The sequence below is a fragment of the Sphaerospermopsis aphanizomenoides BCCUSP55 genome (assembly GCF_001586785.1).
GTDB lineage: Bacteria > Cyanobacteriota > Cyanobacteriia > Cyanobacteriales > Nostocaceae > Sphaerospermopsis_A > Sphaerospermopsis_A aphanizomenoides_A.
On the sequence record NZ_LUFH02000005.1, the window covers coordinates 66801 to 86640 of the forward strand.

A 19840-nucleotide genomic window follows, 5' to 3' on the forward strand; every position below is an offset into this window, starting at 1 on the left:
AGTGGTTCGTTTTAAAGTATATTTATTTACGAAGCAAGTATTTTAATTCAACGGAGTTATCATGAGAATTTCTGTATTTCTTGATGGTGCAAATTTCTTTTTTATGCAAAGAGAAGCTCTAGGTTGGTTTGCGGATCCTAAAAAAATTCTTGATTATATTGCAACAGAAGGTGATATCGTTGATGCCTTTTATTACATTGGACATGACACACCACCTGAAGCAAAACAACAGTCATATTTAGTGACATTAGAGATAAGGTTGAGAAAACTTCATCCTAACAATGCTTGCTGTTCAACAGAGTAAGTGCGATCTTTTTGTGTTTGTTTGATAGGGAAGCGATATTGAAGGATTAAATTTTCATAACCAACTAAAAATCCCTCTCAAACTCTCTTCTCTTCGTGTCCTTCGCTCCTTCGTGGTTCATTCCTTCTTAACCTTGATAATTTTTAGTAATTTCCAAAATCAAGAAATACAGAAAGCAATTCGCATAAGATAAACTAGAATAAAAATCATACTAATTGAGCAACTTTTATTATGTTTGCTGAAACATCCTCAAGATATGTAATACGCAATCCTGAAATTTTAGGTGGAGAGCCAATTATTACAGGTACTCGTACATCCATCCGTGCTATTGTTGGTTTATGGCGATTGGGAATTATGCCTGAAGAAATCCCTAATCATTTACCGCATTTAACACTAGCACAAGTATTTGATGCCTTGAGTTTTTATTTAGATCATCAAGCAGAAATTAATGATTATATTGAACGAAATCAAGTACCTAATGAATTAGTACATCCTGCTGTAAAGGCTGCATTAGGCACAGTATGACAATATTTGCAGCACTTTACATAGATGAGGATATGTCCGCATTAGTCGCAACCCTTTTGCGTTCTCGTGGTTTGGATGTGACAACTGTTCCTGAACAAGCAACCCTGGGAAAAACTGATCGTGAACAGCTAGAATTTGCCACTTCTCTAGGTAGATGTATCCTCACCCATAACCGAGTTGATTTTGAAAGATTGCATCTTCAATTTATAGAGGAAGAAAAACAGCATTTTGGAATTATTGTTGTTCCTCAGAAAAATGCTTATGAAATTGCACAACGGGTTGGCATTTTGGTCAGTACCTTAATGGCTGATGAAATTAAAAATCAGCTATTGTATGCCTAATTCCTGTGAAAAATTCAGATCACTCTCATAACCATGAACATTCACCTTCAACCTATTCTCACTCGCCTGAAAACAGAACTCACTAATCTGTATGGCGATCGCCTACAAAACCTCACCCTATTTGGTTCTCAAGCCCGTGGTGATGCAGAACCCGGATCAGATGATGTGCTGGTAGTGCTGAAACCTCCCGTTAACCCAGGTGAAGAAATTAAACGCACAGGTAAGGCGATCGCAGACCTTTCCCTAGACTATGATGTTGTGATTAGCTGTCTTTTCATGGACGAAAACCACTATCAAACCCGCAACGGTTCATTACTCAGGAACATCCGTAAAGAAGGCGTTTTGCTATGACCGATGAATAACGGGAACTCCTGCTCAAAGCCCAACAGATATCACTTCTATTGTACTATAGAAATACAACATTGTATATATTTATATCCTAATCCTATATGAACGATATAACTTTCTTTGCTTCCTTATTTTTTTGTAGTGCGATCGCAATTTATTTATTTTGGTTTGTCTGCCACTATAATGGAAAAATAATTCTCTATTTTATTCATACTGATGCACGAATTTTTGGTAATAAAAATACAATCAATCACAATAATAATGAATCTTCTGAAAACAGAAGTTCTATGGCGAAGATTTGCTTAATCGGGGCTATGCCTTTAGCGATTTTAAGCATTTCCACTGCGGCACTCAATTCTTGCTTTAATAGTGTATACGCCACTGGTATTTTAGAGATATTTCTCACTGTTGCTTTTCTTTTTATTCCCACACAATTTAAGAAAGAATTTGATATATTTGGTATTCATATTATTAAACAAAATTTAGCCTTAGTTTTCTATACTTGTTTGTGGTGTTTGATTTTTGCGTTCTGGGCAGTTCTCAACCATCACCAATCTCTGGATTATATGATTTCCAATACTAACCCAGATATGTGGGCTTATGTTCGACGTTTTGCAGCAATGACCACAGATAATTTAAGTTTTTCTGGTGAAGAAGATACCATCTTCAATGGTAACTCAGCCTGTGCATATCTATTGGGTAGTCCCAAAAAATTTAGTTCATTTCTCGGTTCTTTAATTGTATATCCATTTAATGGATCATCTCTTGGTATAGCAGTATTTCAAGGGATGTTAGGAGGCACTTTACTTATATCTTTATTCAAAGAATGGTTTGATGTTAAATTATCAAATCGACAGGGATTTTCATTTGGTAAACTAATACTAATAACATGGGTATTATTTGCACCACCTCTTTATTGGTTGTTGGTTAGTGCCTATTTTTCTAATACTTTATTTGTCATTGTCATTTGTTTGACCTTAAGGCATTGCAGAGAAATAGCACTCGCTTGTAAGATTGATGCAGTAGAAAATCTTGTTTGTTTATTTGCGATTTTAACTATTGTATTTGCCTTTTATCCAGCATTTTTACCTGTTATCATAGCCACTTATTTTATAGCGATTTTTATTTACTTGCCTCGCCAAAATTTCGACACAGCACAACTGACTCAAATCGCTTTCAAGTTTATAGGAGTGATTCTTGGATGTGGTTTATTTTTCTATCTTGTCTTTCCATCTCAATTGGGTTTACATGAAGTCAATAAAAGTTTGAATTTATTAGATAGACACGGTTCAAATTTTGTTCCCTTAAATCCTTGGAGTTTATTGCAAGAAACCCCCAAACCAATGCCTTTAACCAGAGATTTCGGCTGGTATTTTCATCTCAGTATCAGCTTGCCTTTTAGTGCATTTTTGGGCTGGAGAATTTGGCAAATCTACAAAACTAGTAAAGATAAAAATCTTTTGGCTGCACTGGTAGGAGTGGGAACATACGGCGGATATTTATTGGCTTTTATACCCTTGGAACATACTTATCGGCTGATGAAAATTGCTATCAGTCTGATTTATCCGCTGGCTATCTTTGGTTTATTACCATTAATTCTATGGTGGAGAAATCGACTTACTAAAAAATCTGCTTGGATAAAAAATGGAGTATTATTCCTAGCAACTGTTCATACAATTTTCCATATTGGCAAAGTCTTTGATCTGAATACCTTTCCTACGGGTAGTTTTACTTTATCAAATAAAGCCCAGTTAGAAAATGTTAAAAGTATTGTCATTGTTGGTTGTAAAGATGTCAATGAGAGTCAATTTTACGAAAGACTAGTTGGACTGCAAATTGCTAGACAATACCCGAACATTGTAGTTAATGTTTTCCAGTCTGCTGACAAACTCAATGATAGTCCCACAGGAGATATATTTATCTATGGAAAAACGATTCCAGACGCAACATCAAAAATAAACGCTTGTCATTTTTCAATTTAATTTTTAATTGCTGATTATTGCTTTTCGTGTCTTGTTTGCCAAGAAACATAAAACAACAAAATAGCCAACAAAATATAACCCACAGCCCAACTACTACCTGTTCCCCAACCTAAATTAACTACTGTATCTGCAATAGTCCACTGATAACTGTGCATTAAACCTACCCAAGATAAAACCGCACCTGCTAATGACCAATAGGCAGCTTGACGAAAATCTCGTTCAATAATAAAAACAGTGATAGCTGCTAAAATCATGGCTGAAAAAATAAAGCCCTGTTCTAAGGCAAAAGCTCCATCAATAAAGGTATCACTTAACTTAAACTGCTCAATTAATGCAGGTGTAAATGGCTTTTCTGGAGTACCTAAACCAGCCGCCCGCAAGGCATTTTTAGCTATTAATGCCCCCCACCCCGCAATACCAGGTAATAAACCTACAACCACCGCCGGCGCGTGATGAGAGGGTGTAGCAGTGAAACTTTGGGCAACTATGACAATACCTATCCACAGGACAATAGCCATACCTGCGTCAATGGGGACAAAATAGGCAAATAGGGCGATCGCACCAGTTAAACACAGAATGCCCATCACGATACCATTAGCAATAGAATAACCAACTCTTGCGCCTAAAGCCTTCCATCCAGGATGACCAATATAAATAGTTGTGGGGAAACAAGAACCGAAAACAGCAGCAACGATAGTACCAATACCGTTAGCAGCTAAAGATGGTATAGCTGGGTAAGTATCACCCGCTGCTTCTGCACTTTCTAAGTTTTGAATACTACCAACTAAGTTAAATAATCCCATTGGTAAAATAATGCTCAGGTATTCTACTAAAACTGCGCGACTTTCCCACAGTTGTCCTAAATATATATTGGGGAAATAAAAACCAATAGGTGCAACAGCAGCAGTAAATTTAGCATTATCCCAAGTTACTAAACCTGTACCCCAAGCTAAAGCAATTCCTAATAAAACAGCTAATAAACCTCCAGGAATAGGAAAACGCACTTTCCCAAAGTAGGTAACGAGAATAACACCAAGGGGAACTAAACCCACGACGGGGTGAGCAAAGGTGCGAAATAAAAAGCCAATAGCAATAAAGGTGATAGCGATACCGCTGAGGGTAGAAAGCATAGCTGCACGGGGAGCGATGCGACGTAGGGGGTTGACAATAAAAGCGCCTAATAATTCAATTAAACCTGAACCTAAACAAGCTACTATCCCTGCTTGCCATGCTAACTCTGATGCTTGTTCAGGAGAAACTCCTTTAGCCATTGCTGCTAACCGCACAGGTAACATGACTAAGAAAATATAGGCAAACAAACTAACGGTGTTGATACCATAGGGAAGGGCGGTAATATCATCACGTTGTTCTTTTGTTCCTTGCTGTTTGGCTAACCAACCATAATAAAAGTTACCGACAATTAAACTAAAAGCGACACCGGGCAAAATTCGTCCATAGACTAGGGAAACTGGGAAACCTAGTACACCTTGGCATAAACTGACTATTAATAATATTTGAATTAAGTTATCTAGTGCTAGACCAAATAAACCGTCTATATCTCTGCGAACAAACCAATGTGGGGTTTTTGGGGTTGGGGTTTCCATTTTCCTAGATTTTGATTTTTCTGGGTTTTAGGATATCAGGAAATTGTCTACACGATCTAGTAACCTCAAATTTCCTCTTTCAATACACATAAAATAAATCAGCCGCTTGTTTAAAATCCGCGATTGCAAACAGCTTATCTCCTAAAACAGAGTGAAAAATCCCTCGTTCATAGTAAGGAGTCTAACCGAAAAGTATAGAATCCTCAAACCCTAAAAACGCAACTCAAGCAAACATCCTGTAAATCCTTAAATCCTGGATATCCTGATTCTGACAATTAAATTCTAGTTGTGGATGTGGTAAGATATTCAAAATATTGGACTTTACCACGTAGGGGAATAAATAATTTTGCTGTTGAACTTTTAACACTAATATTTTATGAACAATACACAACTACAAACTATTCTTTCTAATTCCATTATCGCCACTATTTTACCCGCAATATCCGCAGTTAATTTACCTAATTGGTGGTTAGCTGGTGGTGCAGTCAGAAACACAGTTTGGCGTTCTCTTTTTGGAGAAGAATGTGCTTTATTTATCAAAGATTTTGATATTGCTTTTTTTGATGATACAGGAAACCGTGAACAAGAATTATTAGCTAAATCTACTCTCAAAACACAATTTCCTGAACAGGAATTTGATGTCAAAAATCAAGCCAGTTTTGGGCGTTGGCGATCTGGAAATATTATTTTTCATAGTACAGAAAATGGAATTGAAAATTGGTTACATACCGCCACTGCTGTGGGAGTTCGCATGAATAAAAATGGAGAATGGCAATTTTTCACTCCCTACGGTTTAGATGATTTATTTAATGGTCTTATTCGACCAACACCAGCACATATTAATAATGTAGATGCTGAGAAAAAAGCAGTCAGTTTTTTGGAAAAATGTCCTTGTCTAAAAACTAGATCTCCGACTTCTTAAAGAAGTCGGATATGTGAATCTGAATATTTCTAAAAATCAACCCCCCGCTTCAATTCTACCCCTTGATTAGCGTAATGTTTATGACAATAAACCTCAGAATGAATACTGGCTAAATCAAAATAAGCAGGTTGATGTTGACAACGACCAGTAATAATGATTTCTGTATCGCGGGGTTTACGCAACAAAGCTTGAACAATAGGTTCAACAGGCAACAATTCTAAATCCACAGTAGGATTAAGTTCATCGAGAATAATGGTTTTATAGATACCAGATGCGATCGCAGTTTTGGCAATTTCCCAACCTCTTTCTGCTTCTACATAGTCTAATTCTTGCCGAGAATTACGCCAAACAATTGCATCTCTTCCACAACGTTGATGATCCACCACTTCAGGATAAGACTGTTGCAAAGCGGCGATCGCTGCATCTTCCGTATAACCACTACCACCTTTCAACCACTGCATAATTAATACACGAGTTGACCCAGGGTGATTGATGCCTCTACCTATAGCTTGCAAAGCTTTACCCAAAGCACTGGTTGATTTACCTTTACCCGCACCAGTATAAATTTCAATCCCTTCTAGTAACAGTGCATCCGCAGTGGGATGGTGCTGAGGTTTCATTTCCGAATGTAAATCTGCAATATCTAGTAACTGTTGGGGTGCAGCGCGTCCTGTGGTGATAATTTCCAGTTCTTGGGGTTTAGATTTTAAAGTTTGTACCACCTCATCAACAGGAAGCAAACCCAAATCTAAAACCGGGTTAATTTCATCCAAAACCACTACCGAATACAAACCGGAAGCGATCGCACCTTTGGCCACATCCCAACCCCGTGCAGCTTCCGTTCTGTCAAAGGGTATAATTTCGTCATGGCCAAAAAATTCCGCCCTCCCAGTGCGAACCTGATCAATGAGATGGGGAAACCCACGCTGTAAAGCTGCGATCGCCCCATCTTCATCATAATCCCGCTCTGGACCCTTCAAAAACCGCAGCAGCAACACGCGATTAGAATCACTTGGTGCATTAATTCCCAAACCAATTGAACGCAGAACCACCCCTAAAGCCGCTTGGGACTTACCTTTCCCAAGACCATCATAGACGTGAATTTGACCAGTGAGCCGTTCAGAACGCACTTGCGCTGTGCGAATACCGATCCCATTTCTTGTCATCTCTGGAAAAGCTGTAATGTGGCAGTTTCCTATTTTACCCAAGATGTAGGGTGTGAGGGAGAAAAATAAATTTGAAAAATAAATTTTCAGAACCTAGGATTTGAGGAAATTACTGAGTATTGAGTTACAAGTATGGCTAAGAACACTTAACACACTTGACGAAAAACAAGAATTAATTTTTCCCCATGCCCAAAATTACCAAAAGAATGAGATAATTTCCAGCATCATTTGTATGATGTCAGTTATACTCTCTAAAGTTCAGCCTTTTAAGTAAAATGCAGGAGGTAGTCTGGCTACAAAATGAAAGTAAAAGCCTGTTCCTGAACAGGTTTATCTTGTTAAGATTTTACATTTAATTACCTCTGGTTACTTAACATCTAAAATCCTGAAGTCCTGATCATAGGTAGCTTCCATCTCAAATCCAAAATCTCAAATCTCAAATCCAAAATCTAAAATTTATTGATGTTTTATGTCTGAAGAATTATCACTTCCCAGAATTTTGCCCATTGGTGCGATTGTGTTTGAAACTTTATTTTTACTAATTGCCATTGCTATAGAAGGATATGTTCTCAATAGATCACTAAAATTCGACAAAAAAACCAGCATTTTCTATGCCATAGCTATGAACGTTTTTTCTAGCGTCATTGGCTGGAATATATTTTTTCTAGTTGAACCGATATTAGATGTACAACTAAAGTCGGAATTGATGAGTTATATATTTTTTAATAACTTCAAAAGACCCAGTACACAAAGTTCTCTAATTGTTCTTGGCTTATTAATATTCATTGGTACTTTTTTGGTAAAATTACACTTATTGAAAATATTAATTATCAGTTTAAGTGAAGGTGGCAAAAAAGAGATTTCTGACAGTTCTCAACGCGAAAAGCTTCTCAAAAATGAAAAGATAAAATTACAAAATGCCAATTTAATCACTACCACTTTAATAGCCAACTCCATGAGTTATACAGCCATAACTTTAATCTTGGTGATTCGTAACTTTTCTATAGCCACAAAATAAGTGATTACATAGCCTAAATTAGTTAAGGCAATACCAATTAGAAACATGATTGTGACAGATGGAAAAATTACAAGCTGGTTTGAGCAAGATTTTCACAGTCCAAAATCCAAAATCCAAAATTGTATAACAGTATGAATTCATCATTGTTCAAAGAAGTAATAATTCTCTTTAAATTTATTCAGGATTTATTTTTAGGAATTCAAAAACTGATTATGCCTCCCAAGGCTTTTTCTTGGCAGACATTAATATATTTAAGTGTCTTTTCTTGGGGAATGTCATATTTTGCCATCGGGTTTATTAAAGATATAATAGCCTTTTCGGGTTGGTTATTTTTAATAGCTGGTACAGCTTGGTATACAACTGACGACCCTTTAAGAGTTCCTGGTACTTTTATGCCAGTGGGAGCATTAATAACAGGGTTCTTAGTTAGTGTATTTGCCTTTGGACATCAGGTAAATGTCGTCACACCAAAAACAATTGTTCTCTGGCCCACCATTGCTGCTATCATTACCGCCATCCCAGAATTTTTTGCAGGTACAGGTACAGCCGCAAAAGCCGCAATTCCCAAGCTAGAAGTACGTCAAAAAATCATTGTCTTGCTGGCTTGGTCGATGTTAATCAGTTGTTGGCTTCAGTTTTACTTTGTCATAGATAAATGGTTAAAAGACTATCCTAGTTTACGCGCAGATAATTTTCAACGTAGTGCCTTTGTGATTAGACTAGAACCAAAAACTAAAACACCTCAAAACGGTACTGTAATTTTAAATAAAATTCAACCCTTAGTAGAAGAACAAATATTTAAAAGACCTTGGTCAGAAGTAGAAAAATGGTTAATAGAAGCTAACCAGCAACTGGGAAACTTAGGTAAAAGTGTAATTGATAAAAACCTGGATGAATATAAAGAACAGGGCTTATGGCGGATTGAACCGCGTGTAGTCAATGTCAAGTCAGGATATAGATTAGATATCCTCACTATTTGGACAGGCCCAAGTGCAAACCCACGAGGATTTTATCTCCAGAAATCTTGTTTAATTCAACCAGTTGCAGGAGTAAACAAAACAGAAAATCAAAACGCCGTGGCAGAAATTGAATGCGATCGCACCAACAAATTTTTCATCGGCACACCACCACCAAAACAATGAAAAATTATAGCAGGGAATAGGGAATAGGGAATAGGGAATAGGGAATAGGGAATAGATTTGAAAGTATTTTGCTGTGTGGCTTTGTTCTTAAATGTTGTACCTTATTTACCTGAAATCTGCTGTAAAAACTAAAAATTAAGAAAATAATTGACCACTGACCAATGACAAGAGAATCATGAATATAAGCAGAACTTTTGTAATGTCCAAAAATGTGTTTCAGGAAGTGATACGCGATCGCATCCTGTACATCATCGGTTTTTATGCAATTATCCTCGCAGTTGCTAACCGTGCGATTTTTGAATTTGCCGCTACAACCCAAGACAAAATATTTTTAGACTTTGGTTTAGCCGCAATGAATATTATCGGCTTAATTATTGTCGTATTTATCGGTACAGGACTAGTTAACAAAGAAATTGAAAAACGTACCATTCTCATGTTAATCGCTAAACCTATCAGCCGTAGTGAATTTATCACTAGTAAATACTTAGGATTATCCAGTGTACTAGCTGTCATCATAGCTGCTATGACAGTGATTTTGATGGTCTTCTTGCAATTTAGCAAAATGTCCTATCCCAGAAATAGCATTCTTATTGCCGTTCTGTTTTTATTTTTACAATTAACCTTAATTACGGCTGTAGCAATTACATTAGGAGTTTTCACTAGTTCCCTCATAGCTACGGCTTTAACATTTGCAGTTTATTTAATGGGAAATATTACACAAGATTTAGTCGCACTTGGCCGTCTTAGTCAAAACCCTGGTGTAGAACGTATCACCCAAGGTTTATATCTAATACTTCCCAATTTATCTCGCCTAGATTTAAAAAATGATGCCGTTTATGGACTGCAAGCAATACCAGATACCGTTACATTAATAGGTAACGCAACTTATGGCTTACTGTACAGTTTCATGCTGTTAGCAATAGCTATTTTTATCTTTTTAAGAAGAGAGTTTTAATAAATAGGGAACAGGGAAAAGTATTCAACAATTGACAATTGAAAATTAACAATTATCTCTTTGTAGAAGTGAGAGTATTGGAAAAGAGAGACTTTAACCCTTGAATTAAACAATTGTCAATTATCAATTATCAATTATCAATTATTACTCTTCTCCCCAAGTTCTTAACTGGAAATAAACTAATACCAAAGTCACCGCTAACAACACAGTTGCTACTGCTGCTGCATAACCAAAATCAAATTGACCAAAAGCTTCTTGATAAATGTAATAAACAAGTAAATTCGTAGAATTTAAAGGACCACCACCTGTAATTACATAAACAGGTTCAAAACTTCGTAATGTAAAAATAGCAGTAGTTACTGAGGTAAAGATTAAAGTAGGTCTTAATCCTGGTAAGGTAATATGCCAAAATTGTTGCCAACTATTTGCCCCATCAAGTTCTGCTGCTTCATATAGAGTTAAAGGTATCACTTGCAAACCAGCCAAAAAAACCACCATATTAAAGCCGATTTGCTTCCAAATATTAAATAAAATGATTACTGGCATTGCCCAAAAAGTATCGCCTAGCCAAGAGATTGGTGCAAAACCAAAAAAATCCAACAGCCCATTTACAGGCCCGGTATTTTGAAACAGCCACCGAAATCCTAAACCAGCAGCAACAAGTGAGATAATAGAAGGTAGAAAATAAGCACTTCTCAAAATTCCCCGTAAAGCCAAAGAACGATTTAATAAAACTGCTAATCCCAAGGGAATTACCAAACTGGGAATAAGACTACCAAGGGTAAAATAAACCGTGTTAAAAATAACTTGCCAAAAATCAGAATTCAATAACAACCGCCAATAGTTTTTGAAGCCTACTAAATAAATCCCAGTTGATGTAAAACTACCAGCAGTGAAACTTAGATAAAATAAATAGGCAATTGGCCAAATTATAAACAAGCCTAACAAAATTAGTGCGGGTGTGAGAAAAATCCAGGCAGCAACCGTATCATTATCTAACAATTGCATGGCAGGAAAGCGGCGTGTTTTCATGATAATCTTAGTAACTCAGACAATATTCATAATTTTATGAATCAATATTACCCGATTGACGCAACACCTAGCCTCATTTCACCCGATATTTCTAGCCAAAATTTACAATCAAGTAAGCCATTGAAACTAGGAGTGATGGCTTCTGGAAATGGCAGCAATTTTGAAGTAGTTGTCCAAGCCATCCAAGCAGGAAAACTAAACGCCCAAATTCAAGTTTTAATTTACAATAACCCTTCAGCTAAAGCAGCAGAAAGGGCAGTAAATCGCGGTGTGAAAGCTGTATTATTAAATCACCGTGACTATAAAACCCGTGAAGATTTGGATAGAGAAATTGTGAAAACCTTGCGTCAATATGATGTAGATTTGGTGATTATGGCTGGTTGGATGCGCCTAGTTACACAAGAATTAATTGATGCTTTTCCTGACAAAATTATTAATATCCATCCCAGCTTATTGCCCAGTTTTAAAGGAGTTCGGGCTGTGGAACAGGCTTTAGAAGCAGGAGTAAAAATCACTGGTTGTACTGTACATCTCCTGCGTTTAGAAATGGACAGTGGACCGATCTTGATGCAAGCCGCAGTACCAGTATTGCCAAATGATACAGCCGAAACACTACACGCAAGAATCCAAATTCAGGAACACCGAATTTTACCATTAGCGATAGCTTTCCTAGCGGCTAGGTGACAGTGAAGAAAGCAGGGGAGGCAGGGGAGGCAGGGGAAGCAGGGGGAGAATATTAACTTGCCTCTGGTCACTGAGCGAAGTCGAAGTGTTGCCTCTTGCCTTCTGTTCCCTGTTCCCTAACTCTGTATAAATGTTACAATCCTCAGTTAGAAATTTTTAGGATACATCCATGCCTGTTTTAACTAACCCGATAAAGTTTGGTACTGATGGTTGGCGGGGCGTGATCGCTGATGAGTTTACCTTTGAACGCCTAGCCCTAGTCGCCCCAGTAGCAGCTAAAGTATTATATAATACCTATTATTCTACAGTTGGTAGCCGTACCATTATTGTCGGTTACGATCGCCGTTTTATGGCGGAAGAATTTGCCCGTGTTGTCGCTGATGCTGTCACTGCCGTTGGTTTTGATGTGCTGTTTAGCGAAACCTATGCCCCAACCCCGGCTTTTAGTTGGGCAGCGAAAGACCTCAATGCTTTAGGGGCGCTAGTAATTACAGCTAGTCATAATCCTGGATCATATTTAGGATTAAAAGTCAAGAGTGCTTTTGGCGGTTCTGTACCACCAGAAGTTACTAAGGAAATAGAAAGTCTATTAACAGAGGAAGTACCAACCGCCGCTACTCCTGGGAAAGAAGAGAAATTTGACCCCTGGCCGAGTTATTGTCAAGCCTTAGAAGGGAAAGTTGATATTGAAAAAATTCGCCAAGCCATATCATCAGGCAAATTAACATTATTTGCAGATGTAATGCACGGTGCCGCTGCTAGTGGTTTGGGTAGATTATTGGGCGAAAAAGTTAAAGAAATCAACAGCAACCGTGATCCTTTATTTGAAGGTGGTGCGCCCGAACCTTTACCAAAATACCTTTCCCGACTATTTGCAGAAATCAAAATTCACGGGGAAAGAAATAACTCAGGTTTGACAGTAGGTTTAGTATTTGATGGAGATTGCGATCGCATTGCCGCAGTAGATAAAGATGCTAATTTCCTCAGTTCTCAGATATTAATCCCGATCTTAATTGACCACCTTACTCGTAGACGTAACTTCACCGGTGAAATCGTTAAAACAGTTAGCGGTTCTGATTTAATTCCTCGCGTTGCCGAATTATTAAACTTGTCTGTATTTGAAACCGCAGTCGGTTATAAATACATTGCCGATAGAATGTTAGTCACAGAAGTATTACTAGGTGGTGAAGAATCTGGTGGGATTGGTTATGGTAGTCACATTCCCGAACGAGATGCTCTACTATCTGCATTGTATGTATTAGAAGCAGTTGTAGAATCAGGCTTAGATTTAGGTGAATATTATCAACAATTGCAACAAAAAACCAATTTTTCCTCAGCTTACGACCGCATAGATTTACCTTTAGCTAGTATGGAAGTGAGAGGAAAGTTATTGCAACAACTACAAACCCAACCTTTAACAGAAATTGCCGGAAAAAAGGTAATTGATTGCAACACAATTGACGGCTATAAATTCCGTCTCGCTGATCAAAGTTGGTTAATGATTCGTTTTAGTGGCACTGAACCAGTTTTACGCCTTTACTGCGAAGCACCCACAATAGAACAAGTTCATCAAACCCTAAATTGGGCAAAAACTTGGGCAGAATCAAATTAGGGTGTGGGGTGTAGGGTGTGGGGTGTGGGGAGAAATTTATTATATTCCCTATTCCCTATTCCCTATTCCCTGTTCCCTGTTCCCTGCGATGCACTGAGCTTGTCGAAGTGTTCCCTATTCCCTTCTTACTGTCACCTGTCACCTGTCACCTGTCACCTAATTCTCATGACTAAATTACTCGTAGTAGCTACAGGAAATCCCGGTAAATTGCGGGAAATGCAAGCTTATTTAGCTGATTCTGGTTGGGAATTAACCCTTAAACCTGAAGATTTAGATGTTGACGAAACAGGAGAAACCTTTGTAGCCAATGCTTGTTTAAAAGCATCCGAAGTTGCCAAAGCTACAGGAAATTGGGCGATCGCAGATGATTCTGGTCTAGCGGTCGATGCCCTCAATGGTGCGCCCGGTGTATATTCTGCCCGTTATGGTAAAACAGATGCAGAACGCATTTCTCGGTTATTACGAGAATTAGGCGATACAAAAAATCGTCAGGCACAGTTTATCTGTGCAGTAGCTGTTGCCAATCCCCAAGGAGAAATTGTTTTGCAATCTGAGGGTGTTTGTGGTGGTGAAATTCTCTACGAAGTCCGTGGTGAAGGCGGTTTTGGTTATGATCCCATTTTTTACGTCCCAGAAAAACAGTTGACCTTTGCCGAAATGTCCCCGGAATTGAAAAAGTCAATTAGTCATCGCGGTAATGCTTTGAAAAATTTAGTTCCGCAGTTGGTGAAGATATAAGCATTCAGTGGTCAGGAAATAGGGAACAGGGCATTAACAACTGACAATGAACAATGGTCAATGAAAAATTACCTCTCCCTAAAGGATAGAGGATTGAAAGTAAGGAAAAGTTTTTCTGAATCTTTCTCTTTAAAAAGAGAGGTTTTAAACCAAATTAACCAATTATCAATTGTCAATTGTCAATTATCAATTATCAATTGTCCCCGCTGCCTAATTGACTCCGCGTAGTTTTCTGGTATTGTCAACTAAACTTTGAGCAAACTGATCAAACCGTTGAGATAACTTTTCATCCAGCAACTTACCTTCGGGACTGAAAGCACTGTAAGCTTGTCCTATGGAAATCTGTTCGGGAATTACCCAGCCATGCACCCATCTCATAATGATTCTTAAATCGTTGAGGGCGTTACTGTTGGATTGACCACCTAAAATACTAATTAATCCTGTCACTTTTCCAGATAATTGGTCAAAGCTCATTAAATCTAAGGTATTTTTGATTACACCACTAACGCTGCCATGATATTCTGGGGTAGCCAAAATCAAGCCATCAGCATTGCTGACAGTATCCCGTAACCGTTGCACATCTGGATATTCTGGATACTCTTTAGCACCAGTGCAGAAAGGTAGTTGCATTTCTCGCAAATCCAGAATTTCTACTTCCGCACCTAAAGCTGCTACTCTCTGTGCTGCTACCTGTAAGCCTAACTGGGTATAAGAGCCAGGTCTTAAACTACCACCAATACCAACAATCTTTACCATAGTTCCCCTCAAAATTAGAATGAATTGTTAAAAAGCGGAGTCATTACGACTATGATTATTGTAACGATGACTTTTGTTTTATGTCAAATTCCATTGGGGGGAATAAGAAGAGGGTGTGGGGTGTAGGGTGTAGGGTGTGGGGAGATGGGGAGAAAAATTAATTCTTCCTCCTGTAACTCCTGATAGCGAAGCGTGGCGTATGACTCCTACGTCGTCACGCAAGCTATAGCCATACTCCTGCTCATCAAATCACCAATTCTTCATATCTCGAAGCTAGACTAGATAAGAAAACTGCAATTTCCAGTTATTGCTATTTCTGCTAGAAGAATAGGCATAAAACCAAAAATCCGCTTATGCCAAAAGAAAAAGGGTAAATTTTATGACAAATGTTGGTAACAAGGCATTGAGAAAACAGCACCCGACAAAGCGTGTAGCTTGGACTGGGGCATTAGCAGCTACTATGATTATGTTGCCAGGAATTTTTGGGGGTAGTCCCGTTTTGGCGCAAAAAGCAGAGCGTAACTCTTTATCTTACGGGGAATTGCTCCAAAAAACGGAGCAAGGAGAAGTGAGAAAAGTAGAACTTGATGAAGCTGAACAAATAGCTAAGGTTTATCTGGTGGATCAAAAACCAGATGCACCACCGATACCAGTACGACTTCTAGAACAAAACACCGAATTAATTAACAAACTCAAAGAAAAAAATGTAGAGTTCGGCCAGGTTTCCTCTGCTAACAGTAGGGCTGCTGTGGGGCTATTAATTAATTTGATGTGGATTTTACCACTAGTAGCTTTAATGCTGTTATTCCTCCGTCGTTCTACCAATGCTTCTAACCAAGCAATGAATTTTGGTAAATCCCGCGCTCGCTTTCAAATGGAAGCGAAAACCGGAGTAAAATTTGATGATGTAGCTGGGATTGAAGAAGCAAAAGAAGAATTACAGGAAGTTGTTACCTTCTTGAAACAGCCAGAGAAATTTACTGCTGTAGGTGCAAAAATTCCCAAAGGTGTTTTGTTAGTTGGCCCTCCAGGAACAGGTAAAACTTTACTCGCAAAAGCGATCGCTGGAGAAGCAGCTGTACCATTCTTTAGTATTTCCGGTTCAGAATTTGTAGAAATGTTTGTGGGTGTGGGTGCTTCCCGTGTCCGCGACTTGTTCAAGAAAGCTAAAGATAACGCACCTTGTATCATCTTTATTGATGAAATTGATGCGGTTGGTAGACAACGGGGTGCAGGTATTGGTGGTGGTAATGATGAAAGAGAGCAAACCTTAAACCAACTATTAACAGAAATGGATGGTTTTGAAGGTAACACAGGCATCATTATTATTGCTGCTACCAACCGTCCTGATGTCTTAGACTCTGCACTTTTACGTCCAGGCCGTTTTGATAGACAAGTAATTGTCGATGCACCAGACTTAAAAGGACGGTTGGAAATATTACAAGTTCATGCGCGGAATAAGAAATTAGACAAGAGTGTGTCCTTAGATGCGATCGCTCGTCGGACTCCTGGTTTTACAGGTGCAGACTTAGCTAACTTGCTCAATGAAGCAGCTATTCTTACAGCCAGAAGACGCAAAGAAGCTATTACCATCCTAGAAATTGATGATGCAGTAGACCGGGTAGTTGCAGGGATGGAAGGTGCGGCTTTGGTAGACAGCAAAAACAAACGTTTAATTGCTTACCATGAAGTGGGACACGCTTTAGTGGGTACTTTAATTAAAGACCATGACCCAGTACAAAAAGTTACCCTGATTCCCAGAGGTCAAGCATTAGGTTTAACCTGGTTTACTCCTAATGAAGAACAAGGTTTAATTTCTCGTTCCCAAATTTTAGCGCGGATTATGGCGGCTTTAGGTGGTCGGGCGGCTGAAGAAATTGTCTTTGGTAAAGCTGAAGTGACCACAGGTGCAGGAAATGACTTGCAACAAGTCACAAATATGGCACGACAAATGGTAACGCGGTTTGGAATGTCTGATCTAGGGCCATTGTCTCTAGAAAGTCCAAATCATGAAGTCTTTTTGGGAAGAGACTGGGGGAATAAATCAGAATATTCTGAAGAAATTGCTGCTAAAATTGATGTTCAAGTCAGAGATATTGTTAGCAATTGTTACATCAAAGTCAAAGAACTACTGCAAGAAAATCGCATGGTAATGGAGCGTTTAGTTGATTTGTTAGCAGAACAGGAAACAATTGATGGTGATTTATTCCGCAAGATAGTTGAGGAAAATACGCAAATTCAGGTGAAAGATCAAAAGTTAGCTGTACCGCATTAGTTAAGTCTTTCAAAGTCAATGGTCTAATGTGATAGACTATTGACTTTTAGCTACTTGGGTGCATTTCTATCTATGATATCAAGTTCGGCTAATTACTTACGATATAAAAGTGTTGGACATATTTGCTTTTCTCTATTCCCTATTAATAGCCCCAACAGATATCGTAAGTATTCCCAAAGACCACGTTGCGCTATCATCAGGCAAGAGTTTTTGTATTCCCCATTTCCGATTTAGCAGCGAATAAAAGCTAAAATTAAACATTGCAGAATTACCCGATGCCATGCTTGATATATTCCCTTTTCACTTTGAGATAGATAAAATTGCCATTGCAGGAGCGTGTTTGTGGTCTTTGGCGCTATATCTGGCGTTTTCCCCGGTTGGTGAATGGGTGACAGAACAACTGAATCGGTGGTTTAATTTTGCCGAGCGATCGCTGTATACTAGTCAATCAGAATTTGAAAAGACACGCAAAGCCAGAGAATCACAAAATGCTTTTTATGCCTCACTTTTTAGCATTGTTCCTTTTGTAGTAGTTGGTGCTGTATTTAACTGGTTTCTGAAAATCAGTTTAGGTGATAGCTGGGGCATCAGCACTGGTATACTCGCCTGTATGGGTGCAGGTATTTATGAACTAGGACGCAGAGATGGGGAAGGAGATGACAGGTGACAGGTGACAGAAGCAAGAATTAAATTTTTAATTTTTCCCCTGTACCCTTTCATCAGGTATTTTTTCTGCTACCCAAGTAAATACAATAATACCCAAAACATCAGCAGTAAAATCTATAATATCAGCACTGCGATAAGGGACAAAAGATTGTATTATCTCGTCAATAACACAAAAAAAGATGACTATTAATGGTGCAAGAGGTAGAGTAATATTGAATATTTTAAACTTACGTTTTTTTAATGCTTGATGACTGAAAAAAGCTGCAATTCCTAGCAAAAAGAAATGCATAATTGTATCGTAGTGGGCAAATATTGCTAATTCTGTGGGCATGATTCTCAGGTAGGCTGAGATAAAGATAGAAAGTAAAATTCCCAAATAAATCCAAAAAGCAAAAACCCAACGTTGATGAGTTGTCATTTGAATGATTTTGAATGGTGTTTTTGCTATCTACAGGAACATCAATCTGTATTCCGCAATTTGGTAAGTTTTAGATTGGGAATTTTTATCTAGCCATCAATTAAGCGTGTAAATTGGCTTGTTCTTGTAACCAAGGATCCACAGGTTTTCCGTCTTTACGTTTGAGTTCAATTTCTATTGCTATCACTTCTTTTGAACCAGGAGGTGCAGGTTTTTGATGGAAGATAATATCATAATCTAAAGGGTTTTGATTATGCTCTCTTAACCAATCTTGAACTTTTGTTAATGCAAAAAATGATTGTCCTTGGGCAAACATTTGGGTAATTTGCATTTGTAGGGTGTAGGGGTTAATGCGTCCCATTTTTTAGTTACTCCTTTGGTAGTTAGAATTATTATAGTCTCACGCAAAGACGCAAGGAGGAAGATTTAGTTTAAGGTTTTTTATTCTTCTGTGTTAAAATCTACTTTATCATAAATGTCTGCTAGTAATATTTGGCAGGGAATCGAAGCTAAATTTAAGCTTTCTTCTCCATCTGTGAATTCACAAAATATCCATTTGTTATTATCAGTTCTGAAATATTGTTCAACGTGCATTGTATATTGATCAATTAAAATATATTCTTGTAATGTGGGAATTGTGCGATAAGCTGCAAATTTTTCATCTCTATCTTTGCTGCTGGTAGATTTGGATAAAACTTCTGCAATCATTACAGGATTTACTAAGGTGTCTTTTCTTCCTTCTTCGTAAATTAAGGGATTTTTCACAACCATAATATCAGGATAGGTGTGGATTTTTTTGTCAGGAATCCAAAGCCGTTGGTCTGTGACAAAGACTTGATAGGGTTGACGTTTGAGAAGATAATTGAGTGTACCGCTAAAATTAAGCGCAAGTTGGTTATGATTTGGTGTTCCGCCTGTCATTGGTATAATTAATCCATTGATATATTCATGACGTATTTCTGAGTTTACCTCTAATTCTAGGTATTCTTCAGGTGAATAGTAGCGTGTTTCTTGTGCAAGAGTCATAATTTTTAATCTTTTAACTCTGTTATAATTATAATGCGGTATTTGCTATGTATTCACAAAAATAAAATATGAGTAATGATGAACGGATGGATAAAATTAAAAATCAACTGATTGAATATGCAGTTATTTACGAAAGTGGTGAGAAAAACTGGGGTGCGTATGTTACTGACTTACCCGGTTGTGTCAGCATTGGGGATACTTTAGCAGAAGTAAAGGAAAATATTAAAGAAGCTATAGAATTGTATTTGGAAGTGTTAAAAGAAGATGGAAAACCTATACCCAAACCTTCTACAGAAGTTGGTAAAGTCGCAGTGAATATATAAATC

General features: G+C 38.0%; 22 protein-coding genes. 15 read left to right on the forward strand and 7 right to left on the reverse strand.

Annotation, left to right across the window (positions count from 1 at the left end):
- Positions 1-61: 61 nt before the first annotated feature.
- From A0J48_RS02360 to A0J48_RS02380, 5 genes are all read left to right on the forward strand, one after another.
- The gene (locus A0J48_RS02360) at positions 62-304 is read left to right on the forward strand and encodes an NYN domain-containing protein (RefSeq protein ID WP_200319968.1); all 243 of its coding nucleotides are present in this window, start codon (positions 62-64) and stop codon (positions 302-304) included.
- Positions 305-535: 231 nt separating this feature from the next.
- On the forward strand, positions 536-829 hold the full coding sequence (locus tag A0J48_RS02365) for a DUF433 domain-containing protein (RefSeq protein ID WP_200319970.1): 294 nt from the start codon (positions 536-538) through the stop codon (positions 827-829).
- Positions 826-1170, forward strand: coding sequence for a DUF5615 family PIN-like protein (locus tag A0J48_RS02370; RefSeq protein WP_200319972.1), 345 nt, complete (start codon positions 826-828; stop codon positions 1168-1170). The genes A0J48_RS02365 and A0J48_RS02370 overlap by 4 nt, the downstream gene beginning before the upstream one ends.
- 33 nt (positions 1171-1203) lie before the next feature.
- The gene (locus A0J48_RS02375) at positions 1204-1521 is read left to right on the forward strand and encodes a nucleotidyltransferase domain-containing protein (protein ID WP_200319974.1); all 318 of its coding nucleotides are present in this window, start codon (positions 1204-1206) and stop codon (positions 1519-1521) included.
- 98 nt (positions 1522-1619) lie between these two features.
- On the forward strand, positions 1620-3500 hold the full coding sequence (locus tag A0J48_RS02380) for a hypothetical protein (protein WP_200319976.1): 1881 nt from the start codon (positions 1620-1622) through the stop codon (positions 3498-3500).
- A 14-nt stretch (positions 3501-3514) separates the two neighbouring features.
- Here the strand turns inward: A0J48_RS02380 and A0J48_RS02385 are convergent, their stop codons facing one another.
- Positions 3515-5104, reverse strand: a complete 1590-nt coding sequence (locus A0J48_RS02385) for an NCS2 family permease (RefSeq protein WP_200319978.1) — start codon at positions 5102-5104, stop codon at positions 3515-3517.
- Positions 5105-5480: 376 nt separating this feature from the next.
- Here A0J48_RS02385 and A0J48_RS02390 point away from each other — a divergent pair, with 376 nt between their 5' ends.
- Entirely contained in the window at positions 5481-6026 is a 546-nt protein-coding gene (locus tag A0J48_RS02390) for a nucleotidyltransferase family protein (protein ID WP_200319980.1), read from the forward strand.
- Positions 6027-6055: 29 nt separating this feature from the next.
- Here A0J48_RS02390 and A0J48_RS02395 read toward each other — a convergent pair whose 3' ends face one another.
- Complete coding sequence (locus A0J48_RS02395) at positions 6056-7192, reverse strand: cob(I)yrinic acid a,c-diamide adenosyltransferase (protein ID WP_200319982.1); 1137 nt, start codon at positions 7190-7192, stop codon at positions 6056-6058.
- A 469-nt stretch (positions 7193-7661) separates the two neighbouring features.
- Between A0J48_RS02395 and fraC the strand changes: the two genes are divergently transcribed.
- The 3 genes from fraC (at position 7662) to A0J48_RS02410 (ending at position 10307) form a co-directional block, all read left to right on the forward strand.
- Positions 7662-8210, forward strand: a complete 549-nt coding sequence (fraC, locus tag A0J48_RS02400; RefSeq protein ID WP_200319984.1) for a filament integrity protein FraC — start codon at positions 7662-7664, stop codon at positions 8208-8210.
- 131 nt (positions 8211-8341) lie between these two features.
- The gene (gene fraD / locus A0J48_RS02405; protein ID WP_200319986.1) at positions 8342-9352 is read left to right on the forward strand and encodes a septal junction protein FraD; all 1011 of its coding nucleotides are present in this window, start codon (positions 8342-8344) and stop codon (positions 9350-9352) included.
- 175 nt (positions 9353-9527) lie between these two features.
- A complete protein-coding gene (locus A0J48_RS02410) occupies positions 9528-10307 on the forward strand; it encodes an ABC transporter permease (protein WP_200319988.1) in 780 nt (259 codons plus the stop codon).
- Between the two features lie 144 nt (positions 10308-10451).
- Here the strand turns inward: A0J48_RS02410 and A0J48_RS02415 are convergent, their stop codons facing one another.
- Positions 10452-11339, reverse strand: a complete 888-nt coding sequence (locus tag A0J48_RS02415; RefSeq protein ID WP_200319990.1) for a carbohydrate ABC transporter permease — start codon at positions 11337-11339, stop codon at positions 10452-10454.
- 36 nt (positions 11340-11375) lie between these two features.
- Here A0J48_RS02415 and purN point away from each other — a divergent pair, with 36 nt between their 5' ends.
- The 3 genes from purN (at position 11376) to rdgB (ending at position 14373) form a co-directional block, all read left to right on the forward strand.
- A complete protein-coding gene (purN, locus tag A0J48_RS02420) occupies positions 11376-12023 on the forward strand; it encodes a phosphoribosylglycinamide formyltransferase (protein ID WP_200319992.1) in 648 nt (215 codons plus the stop codon).
- Between the two features lie 169 nt (positions 12024-12192).
- Positions 12193-13635, forward strand: a complete 1443-nt coding sequence (locus A0J48_RS02425) for a phosphoglucomutase/phosphomannomutase family protein (RefSeq protein ID WP_200319994.1) — start codon at positions 12193-12195, stop codon at positions 13633-13635.
- A 165-nt stretch (positions 13636-13800) separates the two neighbouring features.
- Positions 13801-14373, forward strand: coding sequence for an RdgB/HAM1 family non-canonical purine NTP pyrophosphatase (rdgB, locus tag A0J48_RS02430; RefSeq protein WP_200319996.1), 573 nt, complete (start codon positions 13801-13803; stop codon positions 14371-14373).
- 210 nt (positions 14374-14583) lie between these two features.
- On the opposite strand, the gene A0J48_RS02435 is transcribed toward rdgB, so the two are convergent.
- On the reverse strand, positions 14584-15129 hold the full coding sequence (locus A0J48_RS02435) for an NADPH-dependent FMN reductase (protein ID WP_200319997.1): 546 nt from the start codon (positions 15127-15129) through the stop codon (positions 14584-14586).
- A 379-nt stretch (positions 15130-15508) separates the two neighbouring features.
- Here A0J48_RS02435 and ftsH point away from each other — a divergent pair, with 379 nt between their 5' ends.
- Together ftsH and A0J48_RS02445 are read left to right on the forward strand one after the other, a co-directional pair.
- Complete coding sequence (gene ftsH / locus A0J48_RS02440; RefSeq protein WP_200319999.1) at positions 15509-17404, forward strand: ATP-dependent zinc metalloprotease FtsH; 1896 nt, start codon at positions 15509-15511, stop codon at positions 17402-17404.
- A gap of 280 nt (positions 17405-17684) precedes the next feature.
- A complete protein-coding gene (locus tag A0J48_RS02445) occupies positions 17685-18071 on the forward strand; it encodes a hypothetical protein (RefSeq protein WP_200320001.1) in 387 nt (128 codons plus the stop codon).
- Between the two features lie 27 nt (positions 18072-18098).
- Here A0J48_RS02445 and A0J48_RS02450 read toward each other — a convergent pair whose 3' ends face one another.
- The 3 genes from A0J48_RS02450 to A0J48_RS02460 form a co-directional block, all read right to left on the reverse strand.
- Positions 18099-18488: a VanZ family protein gene (locus A0J48_RS02450; protein ID WP_200320003.1), complete on the reverse strand. Its 390-nt coding sequence runs from the start codon at positions 18486-18488 to the stop codon at positions 18099-18101.
- 100 nt (positions 18489-18588) lie between these two features.
- Complete coding sequence (locus A0J48_RS02455; RefSeq protein ID WP_200320005.1) at positions 18589-18849, reverse strand: hypothetical protein; 261 nt, start codon at positions 18847-18849, stop codon at positions 18589-18591.
- 80 nt (positions 18850-18929) lie between these two features.
- Positions 18930-19514 carry a Uma2 family endonuclease gene (locus A0J48_RS02460; protein WP_200320007.1) on the reverse strand — a complete coding sequence of 195 codons (585 nt, stop codon included), beginning with the start codon at positions 19512-19514 and terminating at the stop codon, positions 18930-18932.
- Between the two features lie 68 nt (positions 19515-19582).
- Between A0J48_RS02460 and A0J48_RS02465 the strand changes: the two genes are divergently transcribed.
- Positions 19583-19837, forward strand: coding sequence for a type II toxin-antitoxin system HicB family antitoxin (locus A0J48_RS02465; protein WP_234300672.1), 255 nt, complete (start codon positions 19583-19585; stop codon positions 19835-19837).
- Positions 19838-19840 lie beyond the last annotated feature (3 nt).